A 22,540-nucleotide genomic window follows, 5' to 3' on the forward strand; every position below is an offset into this window, starting at 1 on the left:
CATTTTTTATCGTGTGCTCAATATAATACTGCTCCCATGTTTTCATTTTTATTCTTTCCATCCATCAACAATATCAACCCAATCTTGCATCATGTTTTACCTACTAACAACCTTAGCACCTTTCCAAAAACCCCCACGTCTACGCAGAAGAAATGATCTCGCAATGCTTTCAGCATGGAATGCTTTGGCATTATCCTTATTATCGATCCAAAACCATTCAGGTTGATAGACCTGTTGGACATCTGAAAAATCATCGTATTCTAGGATTTCTTGTGTTGCATCTCGATAGGCAAGCCACTTGCCATCTTTGGTAATGTAAGCCATTGAACACCCCCCTCAAATTACAAACTTCACAATTTATTCAATAAGTTTTTTCTTTTCATAAACGATATACAGTACATAGCTATAACTGTAACACATGCAATATTCCGAACCTTTAAAATGATGATATAGTGCTCTTGCAGATTGGCCGGCTCAAGAGGATTTTGAGTCGGTTTTTTGCGTTTAATATCTGTGGATAAGTCATTTGAAACACCATAAATACACCAATAAAACGCAACTTGCTGATTATTATAAGGAGTATGTATACAATGATTTTAGTGACTGGTGGTTTAGGCTTTATAGGCTCTCATATTGCTTTGAGCTTTATGGCGCATGGGCAAGAGGTCATTATTGTAGACAATTTATCCAATGCGAACTTACAAACTCTTGAACGATTAGAATTTATTAGTGGCATGTACGTGCCTTTTGTCAAAATTGATATACGAAATACGCCTGCTTTAAACAAAGTTTTTGAGCAGTATTCCATCGATGCGGTGGTGCATGCTGCAAGTTTTAAATCGCTTGAAGAATCTGTACTGAAGCCTTTGGAATACTATAATGACAATGTCAGTTGTATCATGAGTTTACTGCGTGCCATGCAGCGCACAGGTGTACGCACTTTGGTTCATCTTTCCAGTCTTGCGGTCTATGGTGAATCCAGCCTACATTTAGAAGAAGATTTGGAGCTGAATTTCGGCTATCCAAACCCGTATATCAAGTCGCAGCAAATGGTCGAAGAAATTATTCGAGATACAGCAAAAACGGATAATGAATGGAAAATTGCAATTTTAAGAATGGGCAATGTTGCTGGTGCATTTGAAAATGCGATGCTCGGAGAACTGTTCCCACCTTTACCGAAAAATATTATTCCACTGTTGATGCAAGTTGCTGCAAAACAGCGTGATCACATTGAGCTCAGAAAAAGTGCACAAACCACAGATCATACCGTAGAGCGTAGTTTTTTACATATCCTCGATGCCTGTGATGCGATTGCAGCTTCGTTACAATGGTTAAGCACCCAACAGTTTGCTTGCGAAGCCTTTAATATTGCAGGTCAAAGTGTGTCGATACAGCAGTTGGTTGAAAAAGTTGAAAGCGTGACGCAAAGTGACATTGCTACAGTCGATGTTGTGGATTCGAACATCGTGGAATTAGATCAGGTCTCAGCAGTGTGTAGTAAAGCGAAAAACGTTTTACACTGGCAAGCGAAACGCAGTTTAGAACAAACCCTTGAAGATGGATGGCGTTTCTACCGACAAAGTTTAGATGGTCGTTAATTAATTTATAGATAACGATTATCATTTACATATTTCTGCTTAATCATTAAGATAAGGAAAACAAGCGCAAAATAATCATTTTGCAATTCACTTAAAAAGGAAGAGGTTAAAATGCAAACACGTATTGAACATGACACGATGGGCGAAGTTGAAGTACCGAGTGAAGCACTTTGGGGTGCTCAAACTCAGCGTAGTTTGCAAAACTTTAAAATTGGTAGTGAACGTCTACCACGTCCAATGATTCGTGCCATGGGCTTAGTGAAAAAAGCAGCAGCATTGACCAATGCTGAGCTCAACCAAATTCCACAAGAATTGGCGCAATACATCGTCGGTGCTGCGGATGAAGTGATTGCAGGGCAGTGGGATAGTCAGTTTCCATTGGTAGTATGGCAAACTGGTTCAGGCACACAAAGCAACATGAACTGTAATGAAGTGATTGCGAATATCGGTAATCAGAAACTTGGCAATCCTTTAGGCGCACAAAAACCTGTACACCCGAACGATCACGTGAACCGTGCTCAGTCGACCAATGACTCGTTTCCAACGGCGATTCATGTTGCAGCAAGCATTCAAATCAATGAATTACTGATTCCTGCGGTGACACAGCTTCGAGATACTTTAGAGGCAAAGTCTCAAGCATTTTCAGACATCGTCAAAATTGGCCGAACTCATTTACAAGATGCGACACCCTTAACCTTAGGTCAAGAATTTAGCGGTTATGTTTCTCAGCTCGATCACGGCTTAAAGCGTTTACAACAAGCACTTTCAGGCTTGTATGAGCTGCCTTTAGGTGGAACGGCTGTAGGTACAGGGCTGAATGCTCATCCTGATTATGCAGAAAAATCAGCGGAGCAACTGGCACAGTTGACAGGACTGCCTTTTGTGACTGCACCAAATAAATTTGAAGCATTGGCTGGGCGTGATGCAGCAGTGTTTGCCTCAGGTGCATTAAAAACGCTTGCGGTAAGCTTGAACAAAATTGCCAATGACATTCGCTGGTTGGCAAGTGGTCCACGTTGTGGTTTTGGCGAGTTACGTATTCCTGAAAATGAACCAGGCTCAAGTATTATGCCGGGGAAAGTGAATCCGACTCAAAGTGAAGCGATGACGATGGTGGTGGCGCAAGTTTTAGGCAATGACACCACGATTAATGTTGCGGGTGCATCGGGTAACTTTGAGTTGAATGTATTCATGCCAGTGATTGCGTTTAATTTGTTGCAGTCGATTCAGCTTTTGGGTGATGCATGTAATAGCTTTAATGATCACTGTGCAGTGGGTATTGAGCCAAACCGCGAAAAGATTGACCACTTCTTACATGACTCATTGATGTTAGTTACGGCTTTAAACCCAGTGATTGGCTATGAAAATGCAGCGAAAGTTGCCAAAACAGCCTATAAAGAAGGGAAAACGTTAAAACAGGTGGCCGTAGAGTTGAACTTAGTCACTGCTGAGCAGTTTGATGAAGTGGTACGTCCAGAGCAAATGATTTCACCAAATGTAAAATAGCCCTTGGTTCAGATGCTCAACTAAAGAGCAAATGAACATCAGCGGTTTTTATCTTTGGGCGAAGTCGGTACAATGGTCGACTAAAGATAAACTGCTGATGAGTTACCATGCTTGATATTTATTTGACAGATGTTCAGAAAAACGTGCAATTTAACGATTATCCGGGTGAACATCCTGTTAAATTTGTTTTAAATTTCAAAAAGATTTTCCCAAGTGTTATGGAGTTATTACTTCCTGTTCTACCTGAAAATGAAAATCTTGAAGAAATGACATGGGAATCAACCACGACTGACTTTGAACTTTTTAAACTGTTATTGAGTGGCTGGGGCGTGATTGAATTACGCTTAAACGCGATCAAACAGTTTAAAGATAAAGATTTTGCAGATACTCTAGTGAAACGTGCACAACAAAAGCGCAAAGATTTTGCAAAAGCACAGCAGCAGTTGAAAACAGTTGAACTCGATTATTTATTTATGCATGAGATTCATGCATTGATCGATGCAGAATTGGTTGAACTGGGTGAAAAGTTCTATTTACCTGTTCTTCGTGACTTATGGAAAAATAAAATTTCCACTCAAGTCTTAGAAGCCAAATTTTAAGTCATTTAAAAAAATCCTCCAAATGGAGGATTTTTTATATCGATAGCAAAACTATGTATTTGCGAGCATAAGAAAGTATTTAAACTGCATCTAAAGCAATAAATTTTATTATTTGGTCAAATATTGGAATTAATATTGCTTGATACATTGGGTCATCATTCACAGTATAACCGTAAGGATTTTATAATATGTCAAATCAGTTCATCGACTTAATCACAAAGCGTCGTACCATTTATGCAATTGGTAAAAAGGTCGAGCACAGCCCTGAATTTTTAACTGATTTGATTCAAACTGCCATTAAACAAAGCCCATCATCGTTCAATTCACAGTCATCTCGGGCGGTGATTTTGTTTAATGCGGAACATGAAAAGTTTTGGACTTTTGTGGCTGAAAAACTGAAGTCTTATGCTAAAGATGAAGAAAGCACGGCTAAAACAACGGCAAAAATGGCCAGTTTTTCAGCAGGTGTGGGAACTGTTTTATTTTTTGAAGATTTAGATGTAATTCAGGACTTACAAGAGCAATTTCCATCTTATGCTGAAAATTTCCCAGTATGGGCAGAGCATTCAACTGCAATAGCGCAGTTTGCAACTTGGACTGCATTACATACCTTAGGTTTAGGTGCATCTTTACAGCATTACAATCCAATTGTAGATGAAGAAGTCCATGCTGAGTGGGATGTGCCTGCAAGTTGGAAACTGCGAGCACAACTGGTCTTTGGTTCAGTTGAGGGCGAAGCTAAAGAAAAAGGCTTTGTGGATGATGCTGTACGCTTTAAAGTCTTCAAATAATCAATTAAAAAGCCGCTTCATATGGAGCGGCTTTTTAGACTTAGTCTTTACAGATCGACTACTTCTTCATTTTCCGGTAGTCACTCGGACGAATAGGGCGGGTGCCGCGCCATAAACCTTTCTTGTGCTTTTTCGCATGGCTTTGTAAAGCATTCATATGTTTCAAATGCTTTTTATCCTTAATATAGTCCTCATAGACCCATGCTGCACCACGTTTGACCATCTCCTCATTCATACTTCTCCGAAAACGATAGATTTCACCTACACAACGACCATAACGGTCAATATCTGTAATGCGAACACGAACTACTTTCCGATAAACCATTTTTTTGATTAAGCGTTTGGATTCAGGCCCATAGCTTTGAGTGGACTCAGGCGCATCAATATAGGCAAAGCGTAATTTGGTTTCAGAGCGTCGAAAGTTAAACCGATAGCATGTCAGTGTATCACCATCACTTATAGCCGTAATTCGGCACCAATAGGTTCTACCTTTTTTAAAGGGATGGAGAAATTGGCTGAGAGCATTTTGTATTTTATAAAAAGTAAATACCAGTATCAGGCAAAGGACGAAGCCAATACCGATGAGCCAGCTATTGGACAGGTGATCAAACATAGAGGAGAGCAATGGAAAATAAAAATATCAAAAAGATATTGTATGGCAGATACGCTATTTAAAATGTTTTAAGTGATTTCAAGTGTTTATTTTTCATAAGAAAATAGATGTTTAATTAAACAAGTAAACTGGAACAAATTTTTAACGAAGTAAAAAAGCCAATAACTAGTCGAGTTGAGTGAATTTATAATTTATCTAGCAATAGCCTAAGCGGATTTATGAGATAAAAAAATAGCCTAAGCAAAAATTTTATAAATTTCGCTCCTTAAAAAATGATGCCTTTTATTCTCCATTAAATTTTTATGCCAATAAATTCCAATATTCATTTGCGGCAGTTGAACAGGAACATCAAAAATATTGAGTAGAGGGGAAACATGCAAATGGCTCAAAATATTTTGAGGAATCGTTAAAATTGCATTCGGATATTGCTCTAAAATTTGTAGCGCAGTGGAATAGTGCTGACAACGCAAAAAAACCTGCCTAGACAATTGCTTACGATTTAAATGAACATCTTCAACTAAAACACCAGTACGCCGCGAAGATACACCAATATGCGGTGCAGCCAAATACAATTCAGCATTGATTTGCTGGAGCTGAGTACAAGCCACAAACTGGTCTTTGACCAAGCTCTCAAATTGAATTTTATCGCCAAAGTTTTGTTCCAAATCAATCACAAAATCAATTTGTTGAGAAACTAAATCAGCATCTACTGTTTTACGGTCCAGCTTACTACTCATGAACTGAATACTTAGTCCAAGTTCCTGAAAGTGAGCGACTAACTTTGGGAAAACAATCGGCTCGATTTCATCATGAATCGCAATTTTTAGGCTTTGAACCATGTTAGGGTTGAAGCTTTGCTGCTGCATGGAAATACTTTGGATTGCAATTAAAGCATTTTTAACAATCAGGTAATTTTGCTCTGCAAAAGGTGTTGGAAGCATTTGACTGCCAGAGCGAACAAATAAATCATCCTTTAAATGGCTACGTAGACGCTGCAAGGCATGACTGGCAGCAGACTGCGTAATAGACAAAATTTGAGCTGCTTTTGAAATACTTTTTTGCTCATAAATCGCAATAAAAAGCGGGTATAAATTGATATCGATGTGATGAAAAAGCCCCATATCAATGGGTGACTTACTATGAATATTGTTCATGCTGATCTATAAAATAAAATCATTTTGTTCATATTAGTTTTCAGGTTATGTTGATGTAAAGCGAAAATATCAAAATAGATCGAAGGAAGTAGCCATGTTTGAACTCTCAGCACGTGCTCAAGATTATGTAGAACGTACTAAACAATTTATCCAAAATGAAATTGAGCCCATCGAAACTGACTTTTGGCATGAGGTACATGAACTGAACCAAGGTGGCGACTGGACCAAATGGCAGTGGCCTGCACAACTTGAAACGCTCAAAGCCAAAGCAAAAGCTGCGGGTTTATGGAATATGTTTTTGCCTTGTCCTGAATTGGGTCAAGGTCTATCGGTTCAAGAGTACGCTCATATTGCAGAACTCACAGGTCGGAGTCTTCTTGCGCCGACCGTATTTAACTGTAATGCGCCTGACAGTGGCAACATGGAAGTATTGTGGCGTTATGGCTCTGAAGCTCAAAAGCAAAAGTGGCTTACGCAGCTTTTAGATGGAAAAATTCGCTCTGTTTTCTGCATGACAGAACCAGCTGTTGCTTCATCCGATGCGACCAATATGCAAGCAACAGCCGTGATCGAAGGCGATGAAATTGTGTTAAACGGCCGTAAATGGTGGTCTTCAGGCTTAGGTGACCCCAATGCCAAAATTATTATTTTTATGGCGCATACACCAGATGAAACCAAAGATCGCCACCATCAACACTCGATGGTTTTAGTGCCTGTTGAAACGGCTGGAGTCACAATAGAACGAATGTTACCAGTCTTTGGTGACTATGATGCACCACATGGTCACGGCGAAATTAGCTTTAGTAATGTTCGTGTTCCTGTTTCCAACTTTATTGGTGGTGCAGGTCAAGGTTTTGAAATTGCCCAAGGTCGTTTAGGCCCGGGTCGTATTCATCACTGTATGCGCTGTATTGGTGCTGCGGAAAAATCTTTAGAGTTGATGATCGATCGTGGTATGAGTCGTACTGCATTTGGCAAAGAAATTTTAAAATTAGGTGGAAACCTAGAGCGTGTGGCTGATGCACGTGTTGCAATTGATCAAGCACGTTTATTAACCTTGTATGCTGCGTATAAAATGGATACTTTAGGGAATATGGCAGCGTTAACCGAAATCTCTGCCATTAAAGTCGTTGCGCCAAGTGTGCTTGAAAAAGTGGTCGATATGGCGATTCAAATTCACGGCGGAGCAGGTGTGTCGCGTGATACGCCTTTGACAGGTTTCTTCGCTCAAGCACGTTCACTGCGATTGGCTGATGGGCCAGATGAAGTGCATAAAGGCATGATTGCAAAACTAGAACTGGCAAAACGCGGCTATAGTACGCGTCGTAAAAAATAATAGAGGAGAAGATCATCTCTTTAATTCATCGTGTTGAAATAAGAATAGATGATCTTCTAAGTTATAAAGAAAAGATTGATAGTTTGGGAAAAAGAATGTCAGCGATTGATGTAGGTGGAACAGTTCGGGCGGGTGAAGAACTGGATGCTGTAGCCGTAGAAAACTGGCTCAAAGCACAAGGTGTCGATCTACAAGGGCAGGTTGAAGTCACGCAATACTCAGGCGGTGCATCTAACTGGACGTATAGATTGAAATACGACAATGTAGATCTGATTTTACGTCGTCCACCCAAAGGTACCAAAGCTAAATCTGCACATGACATGGCACGTGAATATCATGTGCAAAAGAGTTTAACCCCTTTTTATCCTATGCTTCCCGAAATGGTTGCATTGTGTCAGGACGAATCTGTTCTTGGCTGTGACTTCTACGTGATGAAACGCGTAGAAGGCATTATTCCACGGGCCAATTTACCGAGAGAGTTAGATTTTAAAGAAACCCAAGTTCGTGAGTTATGTATCAATGTGATTGATAAACTGATCGAACTTCATCAAGTCCCATACCAAGGCACAGAACTTGAGAACCTTGGTAAAGGTGATGGTTACTGTCGTCGTCAAGTGGAAGGTTGGGACGCTCGTTTTGAAAAAGCCAAAACCATTAACGTCCCTTCATTTAAATATGTGCGAAAGTGGCTGAAGGATAATATTCCAGCAGACTCAAAAACCTGCGTAATTCATAACGATTGGCGGTTTGATAATGTCATTTTAGATCCGAATTATCCGACGCAAATTATTGGTGTTTTAGACTGGGAAATGGCAACGCTCGGTGACCCACTGATGGATTTAGGTTCGGCTTTGGCATATTGGGTTGAAGAGTCGGATAGTGCACTCTTTAAAGCGACACGTCGCCAACCGACAAATCTTAAAGGCATGTTCACACGTAAAGAAGTGGTCGATTATTATTTAGAAAAAACGGGTTTAGAAGTAGAGAATTGGACCTTTTATGAAGTCTTTGGCATTTTCCGTTTAGCCGTGATTGCCCAGCAAATTTATTATCGCTATCACCATAAACAGACCAATAACCCAGCTTTCAAAGATTTTTGGATTTTAATTCATGCTCTCCATATTCGCGCACTTAAATTGATTGGTTTACAAAAAATTGAAGCCAATGAAGTCGCTCAAAAATACATTGTTAAAATGAAGGAAATATTAGGCAAATGACCACTATTTATTTCATTCGCCACGGGCAAGCATCTTTTGGTGCAGAAAGTTATGATCAACTCTCTCCCAATGGTGAACTCCAAGCCAAAATTTTAGGTCAATATTTTGATCAGATCTTAAAAGAAGCGCCTGTGGTGGTTTCAGGCTCTATGCAGCGACATCAACAAACGGCATGTATTTCTTTGGCTGAGTGCTTTCCTGAGGTGGATGTTTTAACAAATTCTGCATGGAATGAGTTCAATCATCAGCAAGTCTTTGCTCATTACGAACCGCGTTTTAATGAGCCACATTTACTCAAAGCCGATGTAGCTAAAGAGTCGAACCCACGTGCATATTTGGCCAAGATATTTGAAGGGGCAATTGAACGCTGGACAGGTGGCGACTATCACCATGAATACGATGAATCATGGCCTGAATTTAAAAGTCGAATTGAAAGTGCTTTGCAAGATTTGTGTGATGAACTGGCTCAAAGCAAACCGCGCTATGCTGTGGTGTTTACTTCGGGTGGTGTGATTTCAGTGGTTGCAGGTAAACTCTTGGGTTTAAGTCCGAATAAAACCTTTGCACTAAATTGGGCAATTGCTAATAGCAGCATGACCACATTACGACTGGTGGGGAATGAACCGCAACTTTTAAGTCTCAATGAACATCATTTTATTAAAGCCGAAAACTCAAACTTACTGACATGGATCTAAGGACAGGATTAAGACATGGCTAAAACAATTTTAATTACAGGGGCCAGTTCTGGCATTGGTGCAGGTATGGCGCGCGAATTTGCACAAAAAGGCTATAACTTGGCGATTTGTGCACGACGTTTAGATCGCCTTGAAAGCCTAAAACAGGAACTTGAGAGCAATTACGGAATAAAAGTCATCCCTAAAGTTTTAGATGTGACCAATTACGATCAAGTGTTTGAAGTCTTTCGTGCATTTAAACAAGAATTTGGCCGTTTAGACCGTGTGATTGTAAATGCTGGAATTGGAGATGGGCGTCGAATTGGCAAAGGGAGCTTTGCGATTAATAAAGCCACGGTTGAAACCAACTTTATTTCGGCTCTAGCGCAGTGTGAAGCCGCAGTCGAAATTTTCCGTGAACAAAATGCAGGACATTTGGTTGTTATCTCTTCTATGAGTGCAGTTCGCGGGATGCCAAAACATTTGACAGCGTACGGTGCAAGTAAAGCGGGCGTTGCACATTTGGCCGAAGGCATTCGTGCAGAACTGCTCAATACTCCAATCAAAGTCACCACGATTTTCCCTGGCTATATTCGTACAGAAATCAATGAGGGCGCAAAACCACTGCCTTTTGAAGTGGATGAAAAAACAGGTTCACGACTGTTGGCCGCAGAAATTGAAAAAGCCCCTGTAAAAGCCTATGTTCCTAAATGGCCATGGCTACCACTAGGTTTAGCGATGAAAATTTTACCGCTGAAATTGGTCAATAAACTGGGTTAATGATAAAAATAAAAAGGCTGTAAATCAGCCTTTTTATTTTTAACTATGCGAGTGCCTTCTAAACATATGTTGCTATTTCCAAATGATCATTTGAGTGCATTCATGAGTTGGTCATAAAACCGAGGTAGCATTGAAGAAAAAAGGTGATCAATATGTCCACACAATTCGACTTTGTTTCAGTCAGAAAAAAGCCCAATGTTCATTTTGGTGGGCGCTCAATCAGTCATGTCATTCAGTGTGAAGATGGTTCACAAAAGACCCTTGGAGTTATTTTGCCTACAGATCAACCACTGACTTTTGAAACGCATGTCGCGGAGCATATTGAAATTGTTTCAGGTCAATGCCAAGTTAAAGTTGGGTTACAGACTGAAATGAGACTGTATCATGCAGGTGAAAGTTTTGATGTTCCTGCCAACAGTCGCTTTAGTATGATGGCAAATGAAGTCGTAGATTATATTTGTCACTTAGAAAAATAGCCGAAGACAAAGACTTAAAATGGCTACAACAACATTAATTCTTGATTTCTGAAGAATATTTAAGTCTGTGTATCGGTGCAATTCAACGTATACTATTTTCATCTCTCAGCTAGCTTAGACCCAGTCACTGAATATGCGATTAAAAATTTATACGCTGGCTTTAATTCCAGTCATTCTTTTTCAGGGCTATGCTGTCAAAAAAAATACACCAAGATTGGCTGAACCCGAAGGAGAGCGCATTGGACAAAAGGGCGTGGGTAAGTCGCTTTCCTTGCTCATTTTGGGGGATTCAGCAGCGGCAGGTGTTGGTGTAAATGCTCAAGATGATGCGTTATTGGGTTCAATTTTAAAAGAACTGTCATCTGAATTTAGTATTCAATTTTATTTACACGCAACGACGGGATTCACCACAGATCAGGTCATTCAGTCCATCCAAACGCTTGAGACACGGCATTTTGATGTAATCATTACTTCTGTGGGCGTAAATGACATTACAAAATTCACTTCGCCGCAGGCTTGGATCGCAAAACAGAAGCAGCTTTATCACATACTCAAACATAAGTTTAGTCCACAATTGACGATTGCTTCGGGTGTCCCCCCGATGGATCAGTTTCCCGCACTTCCAAACCCACTTGCATGGTTGTTCGGTCAATATGCCAAAGCGATGAACTTAGAATTAGGCCAATTTGTTGCACAGCAAAAACAGATGGAGTGGATAGAGTACGATCTAAAGAAGTTTTTGGCTTTAAACTTAGCTATGGCCGAAGATGGTTTCCACCCTAGCAAAGAAATTTATCAATTTTGGGGTAAACAAGTGGCTGAAAAAATACGCCAATCTTTTTAAAATGCAATAAAGACAATTTTTTATAGCTTATGACACATTCAGTTGAAATCGAAAAACATCCACTTAAACCGTTCCTCCCGGCTAATGCCAAATTATTGATGCTGGGCAGCTTTCCGCCGCCCAAGATCCGCTGGAAAATGGACTTTTACTATCCAAATTTTCAAAATGATATGTGGAAAATATTTGGCCTGTGTTTTTTCCAAGATAAAAATTATTTTCTCAATATCGAGCAAAAGACATTTAAAGAACAACAGATCCGTACATTTTTAAATGAACGGGGCATTGCGATTTTTGATACGGCCTATGAAGTGATTCGCCAAAAAGGCAATGCTTCAGATAAGTTTTTGCACATTATTAACCCAACCAATGTGCAACATTTACTTGAAAAAATGCCCGAATGTCATAGTGTGATGACGACTGGCGATAAAGCTACTGATACGCTCATGCTGTCTATGCCTACAGGTACGTTAAAACCACAAATTGGCATGAAGTCCGAGACACATTTTGCTGGGCGAGACCTGAGGCTTTATCGGATGCCATCTTCTTCTCGTGCCTATCCTTTGGCTTTAGAGAAAAAAGCCGAGGCTTATCAGAACTTATTTTCTGAAATAGGCTTACTTTAGGTAACTATTTGGATTATCCACATGACTGAATGATCCAGCCATTCGTAGATGGTTGGTCTGCTTTAGTCTTCGTACTCAACATAGTCCCAGAGATTCAGCCGAACTTTAATCTGTTTACGCAGTTGTGGCAGCATAGGAAATAATGTTCCATCAATCCATAGGCTGAGTGCACCTGCCGAAAGTGGTTGTTGCGATTCATCGATCAATTGTGCACCTTTCACCAAAACAAAAGTCTCTTCGCTTGCAGCTGTTTCGATCCCTTTAAACTGAACTAAAAGTTCATGGCCTGTATCTTGGATTAGCCACTCCAGTTCAATTTGGATATTTTGATTGGATTTTAAAACAACTTGTCCTTCAACCATGTCATTGTCACTCAAGCAGTCATGTTCAACACGCACTTTACTTAGAAACCATTCTTGTCGGGCAAGATCTTCTAGTGTTTTGTAGGGGGTTAAAATATTGCTGAGATTAAACTGACGACTTAAATCAAAAAATTGCATTACTAAACTTTATAAAGGAGAGATAAAAAAAGGAGGGCTGCATGTTAAATAAAAGTGTGTACTGAGTAAAACCTTTCAAGCCCTTGAATGAATTTAGGTATCAGAGCCAATTATTCTGTTCGAGTCTTATATTCAATGGCGTTTATTAAGAGTAGTAATAGCTAAAGCATTTTAAGCTGAGCCTAAAAACAAAGCAACTCAGCCTAAACAGAAAGCTATCTTACATTAGAGAACATAGGTAATGTCATTCACCTGTAATTACATCATCCATTCAATGGGTAGGTATGACACGGCTTTCATCATAAAACGCTGAAATTTTGTGGTTTCGGGTTCTTTTTGATGTTCAATGACAGTTCCATCTTTTTGATGTTCAAGCCAAATGATATTGCCTTGAGAGTTGAGCTTTAACTCATATGCAATATGCGGAAGAAATTCATCTAACTTATGTGAGATTGCATTTTGCAATTGATCTGACTCTACCACTAAGCCTACTTCTGTATTTAAATGGGCTGAGCGCGGGTCAAAGTTAAACGAACCGACAAAGACTTTTCCATCTATATCAAAAAATTTGGCATGGAGCCGTGAGGAACTTCGACCTTTAGCTGGAATCACATGACCAGTTGCCACTTCATACCATGTGTATTTTTCTCGTTCGATATAGGGTTTAAATTCATATAGTTTGACGCCATTTTCGAGTAAGCCACGGCGATATTTTTTATAAAATGCATGCACAATGGCAACATCATTAGCCAATAACGAATTGGTTAAGACACGAACTCGAGTTCCATTTTTTGCCAAATTGGAGAGATAGTCGGCACCTGCTGTGGTTGGAACAAAATATGCGGAGACCAACTCCATATGCTTTTCAGGCTTGCCCATCAAATCGAACATTTGTTTGACAATGATTTCATCAGGCTTTGCTTCGCCGCGAATTTTATTGGGAGAATCAGCGATGAAATGAGCCTTTGCCCAGTTAACAGGATGTTTGGTTAGCTCTGAATCGACTTGTATCCGAGCCAAATCAATTTTCTGTTCAATCACATTTTTATCTAAGGCATCTGCCTCATAGTGCTGTTTTAATTGAGCCAGTTCTTCTTTTGTTCCTCGACCCACTAATTGAGGAATTGCATAACTGAGATCATCATTCCAGAAACTTAGAAATACACTATTGGCATGTTCTACAGCTTGCCCATAAAACAAAATGTCCAAATCGGTAAATTGGAATTTTTCACTGGCATCAAAGTATTCACTGCTGATGTTACGACCGCCAGTTACCGCAATTGCACCATCAGCAATAATCAGTTTGTTATGCATACGATGGTTAATGTGATTGAAGCGAAAAGCATAATCAATCACACGTAAATGACGGTATTTGTAAGGATTGAATAATTTGATTTCAAAATTGGGGTGAGCGCTCAGCTTTCTGAGAGTTTCATCAAGTGCCGTGCCGTTTTGGTCATCAATCAATAAGCGCACTTTCACCCCACGATCCGCAGCATTCAGCAGTTCGTGCAACATCATATGGCCTATAAAGTCATCTCCCCAAATATAGTATTGGACATCTAGACTGTGCTTGGCCTCTCGTATCAAGTGTAGGCGCGAGGCAATACTCATAAATGCTTCGTCCAACGCCAAATAGGCTGTAAGTCCCTGTTTTTGCTGTGCAGACGCGTCTTGACCCTTGAGCCAATGCTCTGCATATACCTCTACAGGGGCTGAGGGCCTAGCCTGATTGGGGGAGAGTTGGCATCCCGCGAGTGTTAAAACGGTGCTCAACAAAATCAGCGGTCGACAATGAGTTGGTATCGCCATATTTCTTTTAAAGACCTAATTTTTATAAGTTATATATTTCATATGTTATAGGTTGAAACAGAGAATAAAAAGCGGTTACTGTAGCGCATCTGTTAAAGACTTCCTTAAGGATAGCGAAAATGAAATCACGTGCAGCTGTTGCCTTTGGACCTGGACAAGCTCTGGAAATTGTAGAAATTGATGTTGCTCCACCACAAAAAGGTGAGGTTTTAGTCAAGATTACCCATACAGGTGTATGCCATACCGACGCATTTACTTTATCTGGTGATGATCCTGAAGGTGTCTTTCCAGCAGTTTTAGGCCATGAAGGTGCGGGTATCGTAGTTCAGGTCGGTGAAGGCGTAACTAGCGTTCAGCCGGGTGATCATGTTATTCCACTGTATACGGCTGAGTGTGGCGAGTGTTTATTCTGTCAGTCAGGCAAGACCAATCTATGTGTTGCAGTCCGTGCGACGCAGGGCAAAGGTCTGATGCCAGATGGTACAACGCGTTTTTCTTATAATGGGCAACCGATTTATCACTATATGGGCTGTTCAACCTTTTCTGAATATACCGTTGTCGCAGAAGTGTCTTTGGCTAAAATCAATCCAGATGCTAACCCTGAACACGTCTGTCTATTGGGTTGCGGCGTGACCACTGGTTTAGGTGCAGTCAAAAATACAGCCAAAGTGCAAGAGGGAGATACCGTTGCAGTCTTTGGTTTAGGTGGTATTGGTCTCGCTGTTGTACAAGGTGCAAAAAAAGCCAAAGCCAGCCGTATTATTGCGGTTGATACGAACCCTGACAAATATAAATTAGCAGCAGAATTCGGAGCAACTGATTTTGTAAATCCGAAAGATCATGACCGTCCTGTACAGGAAGTCATTGTTGAAATGACCGGTTGGGGGGTTGATCACTCATTTGAATGTATTGGTAACACCAATGTCATGCGCTCAGCACTTGAATGTGCACACCGTGGTTGGGGTCAGTCGGTAATTATTGGTGTAGCGGGTGCAGGCCAAGAAATTTCAACGCGCCCATTTCAACTGGTTACTGGCCGTACCTGGAAAGGAACTGCTTTTGGCGGCGTAAAAGGTCGTTCACAACTGCCTGGTATGGTTGAAGAAGCCATGACTGGTGACATTCGTTTAGAGCCATTTGTTACGCATACCATGGGTCTCGACAAAATCAATGAAGCCTTTGACTTAATGCATGATGGAAAATCAATCCGTACGGTGATTCATTTTGAAGACTAATTCGCTGTAATGTGTTTAAAAACCAAGCTGCGGCTTGGTTTTTTGTTTTTTGCTTGAAGAAAAGTGAATTGGCAAAACTGTTCATGTTGTTAGACAAAAATGATAAAAAATGTCAATTCGTTAGATTTTGTCCTTTTATGACATAGTCGAAAATAGGTTCTCACCTTATCTTGATGTCTTAATAATGCACACTTGTATAAAAATAAACTAAAGCAGAGGGTGACTATGGGAAAGCATGTTGAATACCGTCCTGAATGGGTACGCGAAGATTTCATCGATTTTCTGGCTGAAAAAGTAAATCCGCTATGGGCATGGAAAAAAGCCAAAGCGCGGATTGTTGCAAAGCATCACTTATCAGATGACTTCGTGTACATGCAGTTACAGCCAAATCATCATTTTAAAGCAACCGACTATCAAGCTGGGCAAAGTATCTTAGTGACAGTACTCATTGCTGGTGTACGTTGGCAGCGAAGCTATTCGATTGTTGAGATTTTAGAAAATGGTAATCTTGTGATTGCTGTCAAACAACAGGGCAAAGTTTCAAATGCACTCACTCAACAGCCTGTGAAAAGTGTAGTTGAAATTTCCCAAACGCAAGGCGAATTTGTTTTAAAAAGTCAGCTTCACTCTGCATTGATGATTGCCTCGGGGAGTGGTATTACCGCAATTTACGCATTGATTAAGGCTGCATTAAAACGCCCACAAACAGTTTCCAATATCGATCTCATTTACTTTACGCGGGATGATGCCTTTCGCGCAGAACTGCAAAGTCTGGTCGAACATTATCCGCAGTTTAAATATCACCATATCAATACATTGACCCATAAACAACATCTGAGCCAAGACTTGCTTAGCCAAAAGATTGAAGGTCTTGAACAACGTGAATGCTATGCCTGCGGTGCTGCCAATATGATGCAAAGCCTGACAGAAATTTATCAGGCTCTAGACTTAGTTGACTATCTGCATACCGAATACTTTCAAATTGTTGTCGATCACACCCAAAGTGCTCAAGTGGTCACGTTTCAACGTTCTCAGCAACAGTTTCAGGCCAAAAGCAATTTATTAGACAGTGCAGAACAGGCGGGTTTACGTCCCGCACATGGTTGTCGTATGGGCATTTGTAATACTTGTTCATGTACCAAAGTTCAGGGTGTGGTGCGGAATCTGCTCACAGGTGAGCTTGATCAAAACAATAACACACAAATTAAATTATGCATTTCACAGGCGGTTAGTCCTGTTGTGATCAACCTTTAAGAAGGTATAGATATGAATCTTCCCGTTTATTTTAGTGAAAGTAGTAAATCCAAATATTTAAGTCCTGCACAAATCGAAGAGTTTGGTGCGAAAGTTGAAGCGATCCGTCGTGAAGTGATGGAAAGTCTCAATGAAAAAGATGCTGAGTATATTTACAAAATCCGAAATTTTGTGCGCTATAGCGAAATAAGCGCACGTGCAATGCTCATGTTTGCAGGATGGCTGCCTCCAGTATGGCTCTTGGGCACAGGTTTATTGGGGGTATCTAAAATCGTAGAAAATATGGAGCTTGGGCATAATGTCATGCATGGTCAGTTTGACTGGTTAAATGACCCGAGTCTCAATGGGGCAAATTATGACTGGGACACTATGGCCACAGGCCCCGACTGGAAACATACGCATAATTATATCCACCATACCTACACCAATATTGTTGGTATGGACCATGATGTCGGCTATGGCTTAGTCCGTGTGAGCGATGCACAGGTCTGGGAACCTCGCTTTTTGCTAAATCTGCCTTTAGCTGCACAATTGATGGTGTTTTTTGAGTGGTATGTTGGTATACAAAATCTGCATATAGAGGATGTGGTCGCCTATAAAACAAAAACTTGGCACGAAGTTTGGGCAGAGTCATATGATTTTAGGCAGAAAATGAAACGCCAAGTGATTAAGGACTATGTCTTTTTCCCAATCATTGCCGGGCCAAATGCACTGCCAGTTTTTGCAGGAAATGCGGTAGCCAATGTTATTCGTAGTTTATGGGCATCCGCGGTGATTTTTAATGGTCACTTTACCGAAGACTCTGAAAACTTTGAAATGGACAATATCGACAATGAAACACGGGCCGAATGGTATCTGCGTCAAATTCGAGGCTCAAGTAATTTTAGTGGGACACAGGGCTTGCATATCTTAAGCGGGAACTTGAGTCATCAAATCGAACATCATCTTTTCCCGGACATGCCAGCCAATCGCTACGCACAAGTCGCGCCCAAAATTAAAGCACTGTGTGCAGAGTATGGAATTCATTACAATGAAGCGAGCTTTATCAAACAGTTTTCATCTGTTTGGGTGAAATTGGCTAAATACTCGCTGCCAAATGAATGTTATGAAAAAAGTGACCCTACACAGTCTTTTCTGAAACACAATCTGAGTTTATTGAAAAAAAGAATCTTTAAATCATAGCTCACAAGTATGTACCAGAGCAGAAACTTTATTGGATAATATTGACCCATTAGGTTTCTGCTTTTTTTTTGCACAAAAGTAGGGCGTAAAACCCCTCTATATGATGTCTTTGTGTAAGTCGGATTAAATTTAATCATTATGTGAATAGTCGGTATTTACTTAAAATAAATTATTGTTAATATTGGTTTTTCAGTGAAAGTTGTTTAGCTTTGCTATGTCGCTCAAATGAATACTCATTTGCTATTGAAAACGGCTCTCAGTTATTTGTGTAATAGTTGCAATTTTTCATTGGTATACGCTTATATAAGTTGTATATGATGCATATTGTGATGGTAATCACGCAGCGTCATTATACTTATATTTACTTTTTTGTTTTTCATTGTTTTTCATGACTTTGCTTGATTTCTTTTTTAAACAATATGTCTGGTTATGGACTAAACCAGCAAGTTTAAGTTGCAGATAATTATTATGTCTCGAACCCATTCACAGCCTAAGAATAAATCTAAAAAGATTGCTTATGATCAACAGGCAGGAATGAGTTCTACTTCAAAAAAAGACCACCATCTGATTGATATTATTCCTCAGCTTTTTTGGATTCATAATGACGTCTGCAAATATATAAATTTACCCTTACGCCAGTATGTGGGAGGAATGGATTTATCCGCAGATAGCTTCAATTTGGTCGAATATATTCATCCAGAAGATGTGCCAGCATTAGATGAATTTTTGCATCAACCGATAATTGCCGAGCTCACATTTGAAAAAACCTGTCGGATTCGTAATCATCAGGGCCAGTATCATTGGTTCTTAGTCCAAGGTGAAATGGATCGCTCTACGGCTGGATTTCAACTGAGTTGCACTGATATTCATCAGGGCATGAAAATTTATATCGAGTCTTTGGCGCTGTTACGTGCCCATTCGGATATGTTAAATGCCAGCGTAGACTGCATTATTGTGGTTGAGCCAGATGGTATGGTCACCCATATGAATAAGTCGGCATGTGTCATGTTATTGGGAAGTGCAGATGTTAAGTACTTTGGTATGTCTTGGGTCGAACTTTTGCCTCCTGCGGTGCGTAAAAAAGCCAAAAAAGCATTGTATGATGCAGGCCAAGGCCAAATTTCGCGTTTTAATGGCATGAGTTTATCGGACGGTAAAGTTTATTATTGGGATAATGTTCTGACACCTGTACTTGATGTTGACGGAGAGACCCAGAGTATTTTATGTGTTTCACGTGATATCACGCTACAATATCTGACAGAACAAAAATTAAAACAAGGCAGTGAACGTGATGAGTTAACCGGTTTAAATAACCGACGTGCGTTTAAAGAAAAAATCAGAAAACTGTATAGTAGTGCACGTGATAAAAAACAAAAGTTAGCCGTCATGTTGATGGATTTAGATCACTTTAAAACCATCAATGACACACTCGGTTATGCCGCAGGTGACCACCTTTTAAGAATTTTATCGAAACGTTTAAAACAAATTTTAGAAGGGCGTGCTTTCTTGGCACGTCTTGGCGGGGATGAATTTGGTGTGATTATTCCGCATGTACAGCATATAGGTGAACTCAATCAAATTGCCCAGCAGATTTTGCAACAACTCGAGATTCCCATCACATTTTCGGGGAACTACATCAATGTGGCATGAGTATTGGATGTGGCCTCTATCCAGATGATGCCAATGACCTCAGTGAGCTACTCAAGTGTGCCGATACAGCACTCAATGATGTTAAAGCACAGGGCCGCGGTGGTATGCGCATGTTTGATCAGGATATGTTTTTAATGCGGTACGGGAGCAATCTGAACAACTTAATTGTGCGCATCAAATTATTCGTAATGTTGCCATCGAGGCTTTCTTTCAACCGAAAGTCTGTTTAGATTCAGAAAGAATTATCGGTTATGAAGCACTCTTACGCTGGCGTGATGATCAAAATAACATTCAAAGTCCTGCACGAATTGCAGCAGCCTTTAATGATTATGAGTTATCTAGCCGTATTGGTGAGATTATGCAACATCAGGTTTTTAAAAAAATTACTGAATGGCGTGCAAAAGGCTTACAAGTTGTGCCTATTTCAATTAATGCAGCACCTGTTGAGTTTATGCGTGATAATTTTGCAGAGATCTTTTTAAAACGTCTCAAAGCCTACCGCATCCCCTCAAAATTTGTTGAAATCGAGGTCACTGAATATCATTTGGCTGAACGCGGCTATGAATACGTTGTTCGCGCCTTAAAAAAACTCAAAGCAAATGGTGTGCGAATAGCACTGGATGATTTTGGTACTGGGCATTCTTCTCTGACACATTTACGTGACTATCCTGTTGATATTATTAAAGTTGACTGCTCTTTTGTACAGCGTTTAAGTGATGATAAATCGATTTACGCCATTGTCGAAGGGTTAGCCAAGCTTGGCCCGCTTTTATCGATGGATATCGTTGCTGAAGGGATTGAAACTGAAATGCAATTGCAGCTTTTAAGAGATATGGGCTGTCATATTGGGCAAGGTTATCTGTTTAGTCCACCTGTTTGTGCTCAGCAGGCAGAAATGCAGTTGCTAAAACTACACTAGGCATGGCTCTATATAGCGCCTGTTCTTATGAACTCAAACATGATGAGGCAATTGAGCTAAAGGCGAAGACAGCAACTTAAACAGGGTGGAACTGAATTTTTGCATAAAAAAGTGTTGTAAAAGCAAAAAAATCAGCGTATTTTAAATTTCAGATAACATATTTTTGAAGATATAAAAATGTTAAAGCAACCTGTAATTTCTAACGCAAATTATTACTTTTGGCAATTTAGATAATTGCCTGAACGCGTTCGGGCATCAAAAGGTTGCCCACCTAGTTAATACCTGATCGGCAACCCTGATCAGGTTTTTTTATATCTGCTGTTTTAATAAATTTTGGAGTACTTCATGAAAACAACTAACTATTCATACTTTAGCAACTTTCATTGGTTTTACTTTAGTCAATTTATGACTTTAGCCCAGCAATCCATTAGACCCATAACGCTCAAATAAAAGATCGGACTGAAGACCACAGTCCAAAGGATACAAACCAATGAATGCTCTAAATACTGCACTACAAAGTACTCAAACGACAGTTCAAGAAACACTTTTAAGTTTGCCGCAGCAACTCAAAGCGCAGTTGCCACTTTCAGCGCCATTAAAACTAAAAATTGCTGAACAGCGTCAAACCATTCAAAATATATTAGATGGCAAAGACCATCGTTTAATGGTCATTACTGGCCCGTGTTCCATTCATGACCCTATTGCGGTTTTAGAATACGCTGAAAAGTTAAAACAACTACAAACCAAAGTTTCAGATCAGATTTTCTTCGTGATGCGTGCTTATATTGAAAAACCACGGACAACAGTGGGTTGGAAAGGTTTTTTATACGATCCTCTACTCGATGGATCTTCCAATATGCAGTTGGGATTAGAGCAGTCTCGAGCATTGTATTTAGCGATTATTGAAATGGGTTTGCCGATTGCTACAGAAATTTTAAGCCCGATGGCGACTGCTTATTTCGACGATCTGTTGGCATGGGGAGCTATTGGTGCGCGTACCAGCGAGTCGCAGATTCACCGTGAAATTTCGAGTCATATGCCGTTCAGCATTGGTTTCAAAAATGGAACAGATGGTTCAATTCAAATTGCTCTGGATGCGATTCAGTCTGCATCAAACCCTCACCAGTTCATGGGAATTGGGCAGCAAGGCATGGCATGTATGCTTCAGTCCCAAGGAAATCCGAAGCCACACTTGATTTTACGTGGTGCAAACTCGGGACCTAACTATGCTTTAGCCGATATTCGTCATATGCAAGATAAAGTCAAAGGTGAATTACCCGCGTTGGTGATTGACTGTAGTCATGGGAACAGTAGTAAAAATCCACTCAATCAACCTGATGTATTGCGTAGCATTGTTGCGGAACGCACGCAAAGCAATGTGTGTGGTGTCATGCTTGAGAGTCACTTGGTTGATGGTAACCAGAAAATTTCAGATGACATGGTCTATGGTCAGTCTGTTACCGATGGCTGTTTAGGCTGGGAAAAAACTGAGCAAGTACTCTTAGAGGTTGCCGACACATTACGCAGCCATGCCGTTCAACGTAGTGCTTAATCAACGCAGCTAAAAAGACCTTTCATTGAAAGGTCTTTTTTTGTGATACAGTTCAATAAATGAAGATAATAAATTGAAAAATAAGCTAAAAGTTATTTATCAAACGATAAATTAGGTTGAGATAGAGCAAAAACTTATGCAAAATCAGAAGCCTGAAAGAACACGATAAAAAATTGTATTTTGAATAAAAGAAATGCTTTTTAAAGTCAGCTATTTGCACTAATT

General features: G+C 40.1%; 22 protein-coding genes and 1 pseudogene. 17 read left to right on the forward strand and 6 right to left on the reverse strand.

The features are described 5' to 3' along the window. Positions 1 to 96: 96 nt before the first annotated feature. Positions 97 to 324, reverse strand: coding sequence for a hypothetical protein (locus tag AC4CU3_RS17240; RefSeq protein WP_279692150.1), 228 nt, complete (start codon positions 322 to 324; stop codon positions 97 to 99). Positions 325 to 590: 266 nt separating this feature from the next. On the opposite strand from AC4CU3_RS17240, the gene AC4CU3_RS17245 reads away from it, so the two are divergent. From AC4CU3_RS17245 to AC4CU3_RS17260, 4 genes are all read left to right on the forward strand, one after another. Beyond that, positions 591 to 1,598, forward strand: a complete 1,008-nt coding sequence (locus AC4CU3_RS17245; RefSeq protein ID WP_178928600.1) for an NAD-dependent epimerase/dehydratase family protein — start codon at positions 591 to 593, stop codon at positions 1,596 to 1,598. A gap of 111 nt (positions 1,599 to 1,709) precedes the next feature. After that, a complete protein-coding gene (fumC, locus tag AC4CU3_RS17250) occupies positions 1,710 to 3,104 on the forward strand; it encodes a class II fumarate hydratase (protein WP_178928599.1) in 1,395 nt (464 codons plus the stop codon). A 107-nt stretch (positions 3,105 to 3,211) separates the two neighbouring features. Further along, on the forward strand, positions 3,212 to 3,703 hold the full coding sequence (locus tag AC4CU3_RS17255) for a hypothetical protein (protein ID WP_178928598.1): 492 nt from the start codon (positions 3,212 to 3,214) through the stop codon (positions 3,701 to 3,703). Positions 3,704 to 3,891: 188 nt separating this feature from the next. Continuing rightward, positions 3,892 to 4,494 carry a nitroreductase family protein gene (locus AC4CU3_RS17260; protein ID WP_178928597.1) on the forward strand — a complete coding sequence of 201 codons (603 nt, stop codon included), beginning with the start codon at positions 3,892 to 3,894 and terminating at the stop codon, positions 4,492 to 4,494. Positions 4,495 to 4,552: 58 nt separating this feature from the next. Here AC4CU3_RS17260 and AC4CU3_RS17265 read toward each other — a convergent pair whose 3' ends face one another. Both AC4CU3_RS17265 and AC4CU3_RS17270 read right to left on the reverse strand, forming a co-directional pair. Beyond that, positions 4,553 to 5,107 carry a thermonuclease family protein gene (locus AC4CU3_RS17265; protein ID WP_148826108.1) on the reverse strand — a complete coding sequence of 185 codons (555 nt, stop codon included), beginning with the start codon at positions 5,105 to 5,107 and terminating at the stop codon, positions 4,553 to 4,555. A 236-nt stretch (positions 5,108 to 5,343) separates the two neighbouring features. Continuing rightward, complete coding sequence (locus tag AC4CU3_RS17270) at positions 5,344 to 6,261, reverse strand: LysR family transcriptional regulator (RefSeq protein ID WP_178928596.1); 918 nt, start codon at positions 6,259 to 6,261, stop codon at positions 5,344 to 5,346. Positions 6,262 to 6,355: 94 nt separating this feature from the next. Here AC4CU3_RS17270 and AC4CU3_RS17275 point away from each other — a divergent pair, with 94 nt between their 5' ends. The 7 genes from AC4CU3_RS17275 to AC4CU3_RS17305 all read left to right on the forward strand — a co-directional run bounded on the left by AC4CU3_RS17275 (position 6,356) and on the right by AC4CU3_RS17305 (position 12,211). After that, positions 6,356 to 7,597 carry an acyl-CoA dehydrogenase family protein gene (locus tag AC4CU3_RS17275; RefSeq protein ID WP_178928595.1) on the forward strand — a complete coding sequence of 414 codons (1,242 nt, stop codon included), beginning with the start codon at positions 6,356 to 6,358 and terminating at the stop codon, positions 7,595 to 7,597. A 95-nt stretch (positions 7,598 to 7,692) separates the two neighbouring features. Beyond that, positions 7,693 to 8,814: a phosphotransferase family protein gene (locus AC4CU3_RS17280; RefSeq protein WP_279043270.1), complete on the forward strand. Its 1,122-nt coding sequence runs from the start codon at positions 7,693 to 7,695 to the stop codon at positions 8,812 to 8,814. Further along, positions 8,811 to 9,509: a histidine phosphatase family protein gene (locus tag AC4CU3_RS17285; RefSeq protein WP_114836687.1), complete on the forward strand. Its 699-nt coding sequence runs from the start codon at positions 8,811 to 8,813 to the stop codon at positions 9,507 to 9,509. The genes AC4CU3_RS17280 and AC4CU3_RS17285 overlap by 4 nt, the downstream gene beginning before the upstream one ends. A gap of 15 nt (positions 9,510 to 9,524) precedes the next feature. Next, positions 9,525 to 10,268 (forward strand): SDR family oxidoreductase, encoded by a 744-nt coding sequence (locus tag AC4CU3_RS17290; RefSeq protein ID WP_114836686.1) that lies wholly within the window; start codon positions 9,525 to 9,527, stop codon positions 10,266 to 10,268. 152 nt (positions 10,269 to 10,420) lie between these two features. Next, positions 10,421 to 10,744 carry a pyrimidine/purine nucleoside phosphorylase gene (locus AC4CU3_RS17295; RefSeq protein WP_114836685.1) on the forward strand — a complete coding sequence of 108 codons (324 nt, stop codon included), beginning with the start codon at positions 10,421 to 10,423 and terminating at the stop codon, positions 10,742 to 10,744. A gap of 133 nt (positions 10,745 to 10,877) precedes the next feature. Further along, positions 10,878 to 11,588, forward strand: a complete 711-nt coding sequence (locus AC4CU3_RS17300; RefSeq protein ID WP_279043274.1) for an SGNH/GDSL hydrolase family protein — start codon at positions 10,878 to 10,880, stop codon at positions 11,586 to 11,588. Positions 11,589 to 11,617: 29 nt separating this feature from the next. Then, complete coding sequence (locus AC4CU3_RS17305; RefSeq protein WP_114836683.1) at positions 11,618 to 12,211, forward strand: uracil-DNA glycosylase family protein; 594 nt, start codon at positions 11,618 to 11,620, stop codon at positions 12,209 to 12,211. A gap of 62 nt (positions 12,212 to 12,273) precedes the next feature. On the opposite strand, the gene AC4CU3_RS17310 is transcribed toward AC4CU3_RS17305, so the two are convergent. Both AC4CU3_RS17310 and AC4CU3_RS17315 read right to left on the reverse strand, forming a co-directional pair. Then, positions 12,274 to 12,711: a hypothetical protein gene (locus AC4CU3_RS17310; protein WP_114836682.1), complete on the reverse strand. Its 438-nt coding sequence runs from the start codon at positions 12,709 to 12,711 to the stop codon at positions 12,274 to 12,276. Positions 12,712 to 12,969: 258 nt separating this feature from the next. Then, positions 12,970 to 14,523: a phospholipase D family protein gene (locus AC4CU3_RS17315; RefSeq protein WP_114836681.1), complete on the reverse strand. Its 1,554-nt coding sequence runs from the start codon at positions 14,521 to 14,523 to the stop codon at positions 12,970 to 12,972. Positions 14,524 to 14,642: 119 nt separating this feature from the next. Here AC4CU3_RS17315 and AC4CU3_RS17320 point away from each other — a divergent pair, with 119 nt between their 5' ends. The 5 genes and pseudogenes from AC4CU3_RS17320 (at position 14,643) to AC4CU3_RS17340 (ending at position 20,763) form a co-directional block, all read left to right on the forward strand. After that, a complete protein-coding gene (locus tag AC4CU3_RS17320; protein WP_114836680.1) occupies positions 14,643 to 15,758 on the forward strand; it encodes an S-(hydroxymethyl)glutathione dehydrogenase/class III alcohol dehydrogenase in 1,116 nt (371 codons plus the stop codon). Positions 15,759 to 15,983: 225 nt separating this feature from the next. After that, on the forward strand, positions 15,984 to 17,012 hold the full coding sequence (locus AC4CU3_RS17325) for a flavin reductase family protein (protein WP_114836679.1): 1,029 nt from the start codon (positions 15,984 to 15,986) through the stop codon (positions 17,010 to 17,012). Between the two features lie 12 nt (positions 17,013 to 17,024). Next, a complete protein-coding gene (locus tag AC4CU3_RS17330) occupies positions 17,025 to 18,194 on the forward strand; it encodes a fatty acid desaturase family protein (RefSeq protein ID WP_078425604.1) in 1,170 nt (389 codons plus the stop codon). A 972-nt stretch (positions 18,195 to 19,166) separates the two neighbouring features. Further along, positions 19,167 to 20,074 (forward strand): annotated as a pseudogene (locus tag AC4CU3_RS17335) (diguanylate cyclase domain-containing protein). 11 nt (positions 20,075 to 20,085) lie between these two features. Further along, on the forward strand, positions 20,086 to 20,763 hold the full coding sequence (locus tag AC4CU3_RS17340) for an EAL domain-containing protein (RefSeq protein WP_265935908.1): 678 nt from the start codon (positions 20,086 to 20,088) through the stop codon (positions 20,761 to 20,763). A gap of 398 nt (positions 20,764 to 21,161) precedes the next feature. Here AC4CU3_RS17340 and AC4CU3_RS17345 read toward each other — a convergent pair whose 3' ends face one another. Continuing rightward, a complete protein-coding gene (locus tag AC4CU3_RS17345; RefSeq protein ID WP_171254088.1) occupies positions 21,162 to 21,308 on the reverse strand; it encodes a hypothetical protein in 147 nt (48 codons plus the stop codon). Here AC4CU3_RS17345 and AC4CU3_RS17350 point away from each other — a divergent pair. Continuing rightward, positions 21,254 to 22,315: a 3-deoxy-7-phosphoheptulonate synthase gene (locus tag AC4CU3_RS17350; protein WP_114836678.1), complete on the forward strand. Its 1,062-nt coding sequence runs from the start codon at positions 21,254 to 21,256 to the stop codon at positions 22,313 to 22,315. The two genes, AC4CU3_RS17345 and AC4CU3_RS17350, sit on opposite strands and share 55 nt — an antisense overlap. Positions 22,316 to 22,540 lie beyond the last annotated feature (225 nt).

The organism is Acinetobacter sp. 802_lipA (assembly GCF_058242885.1).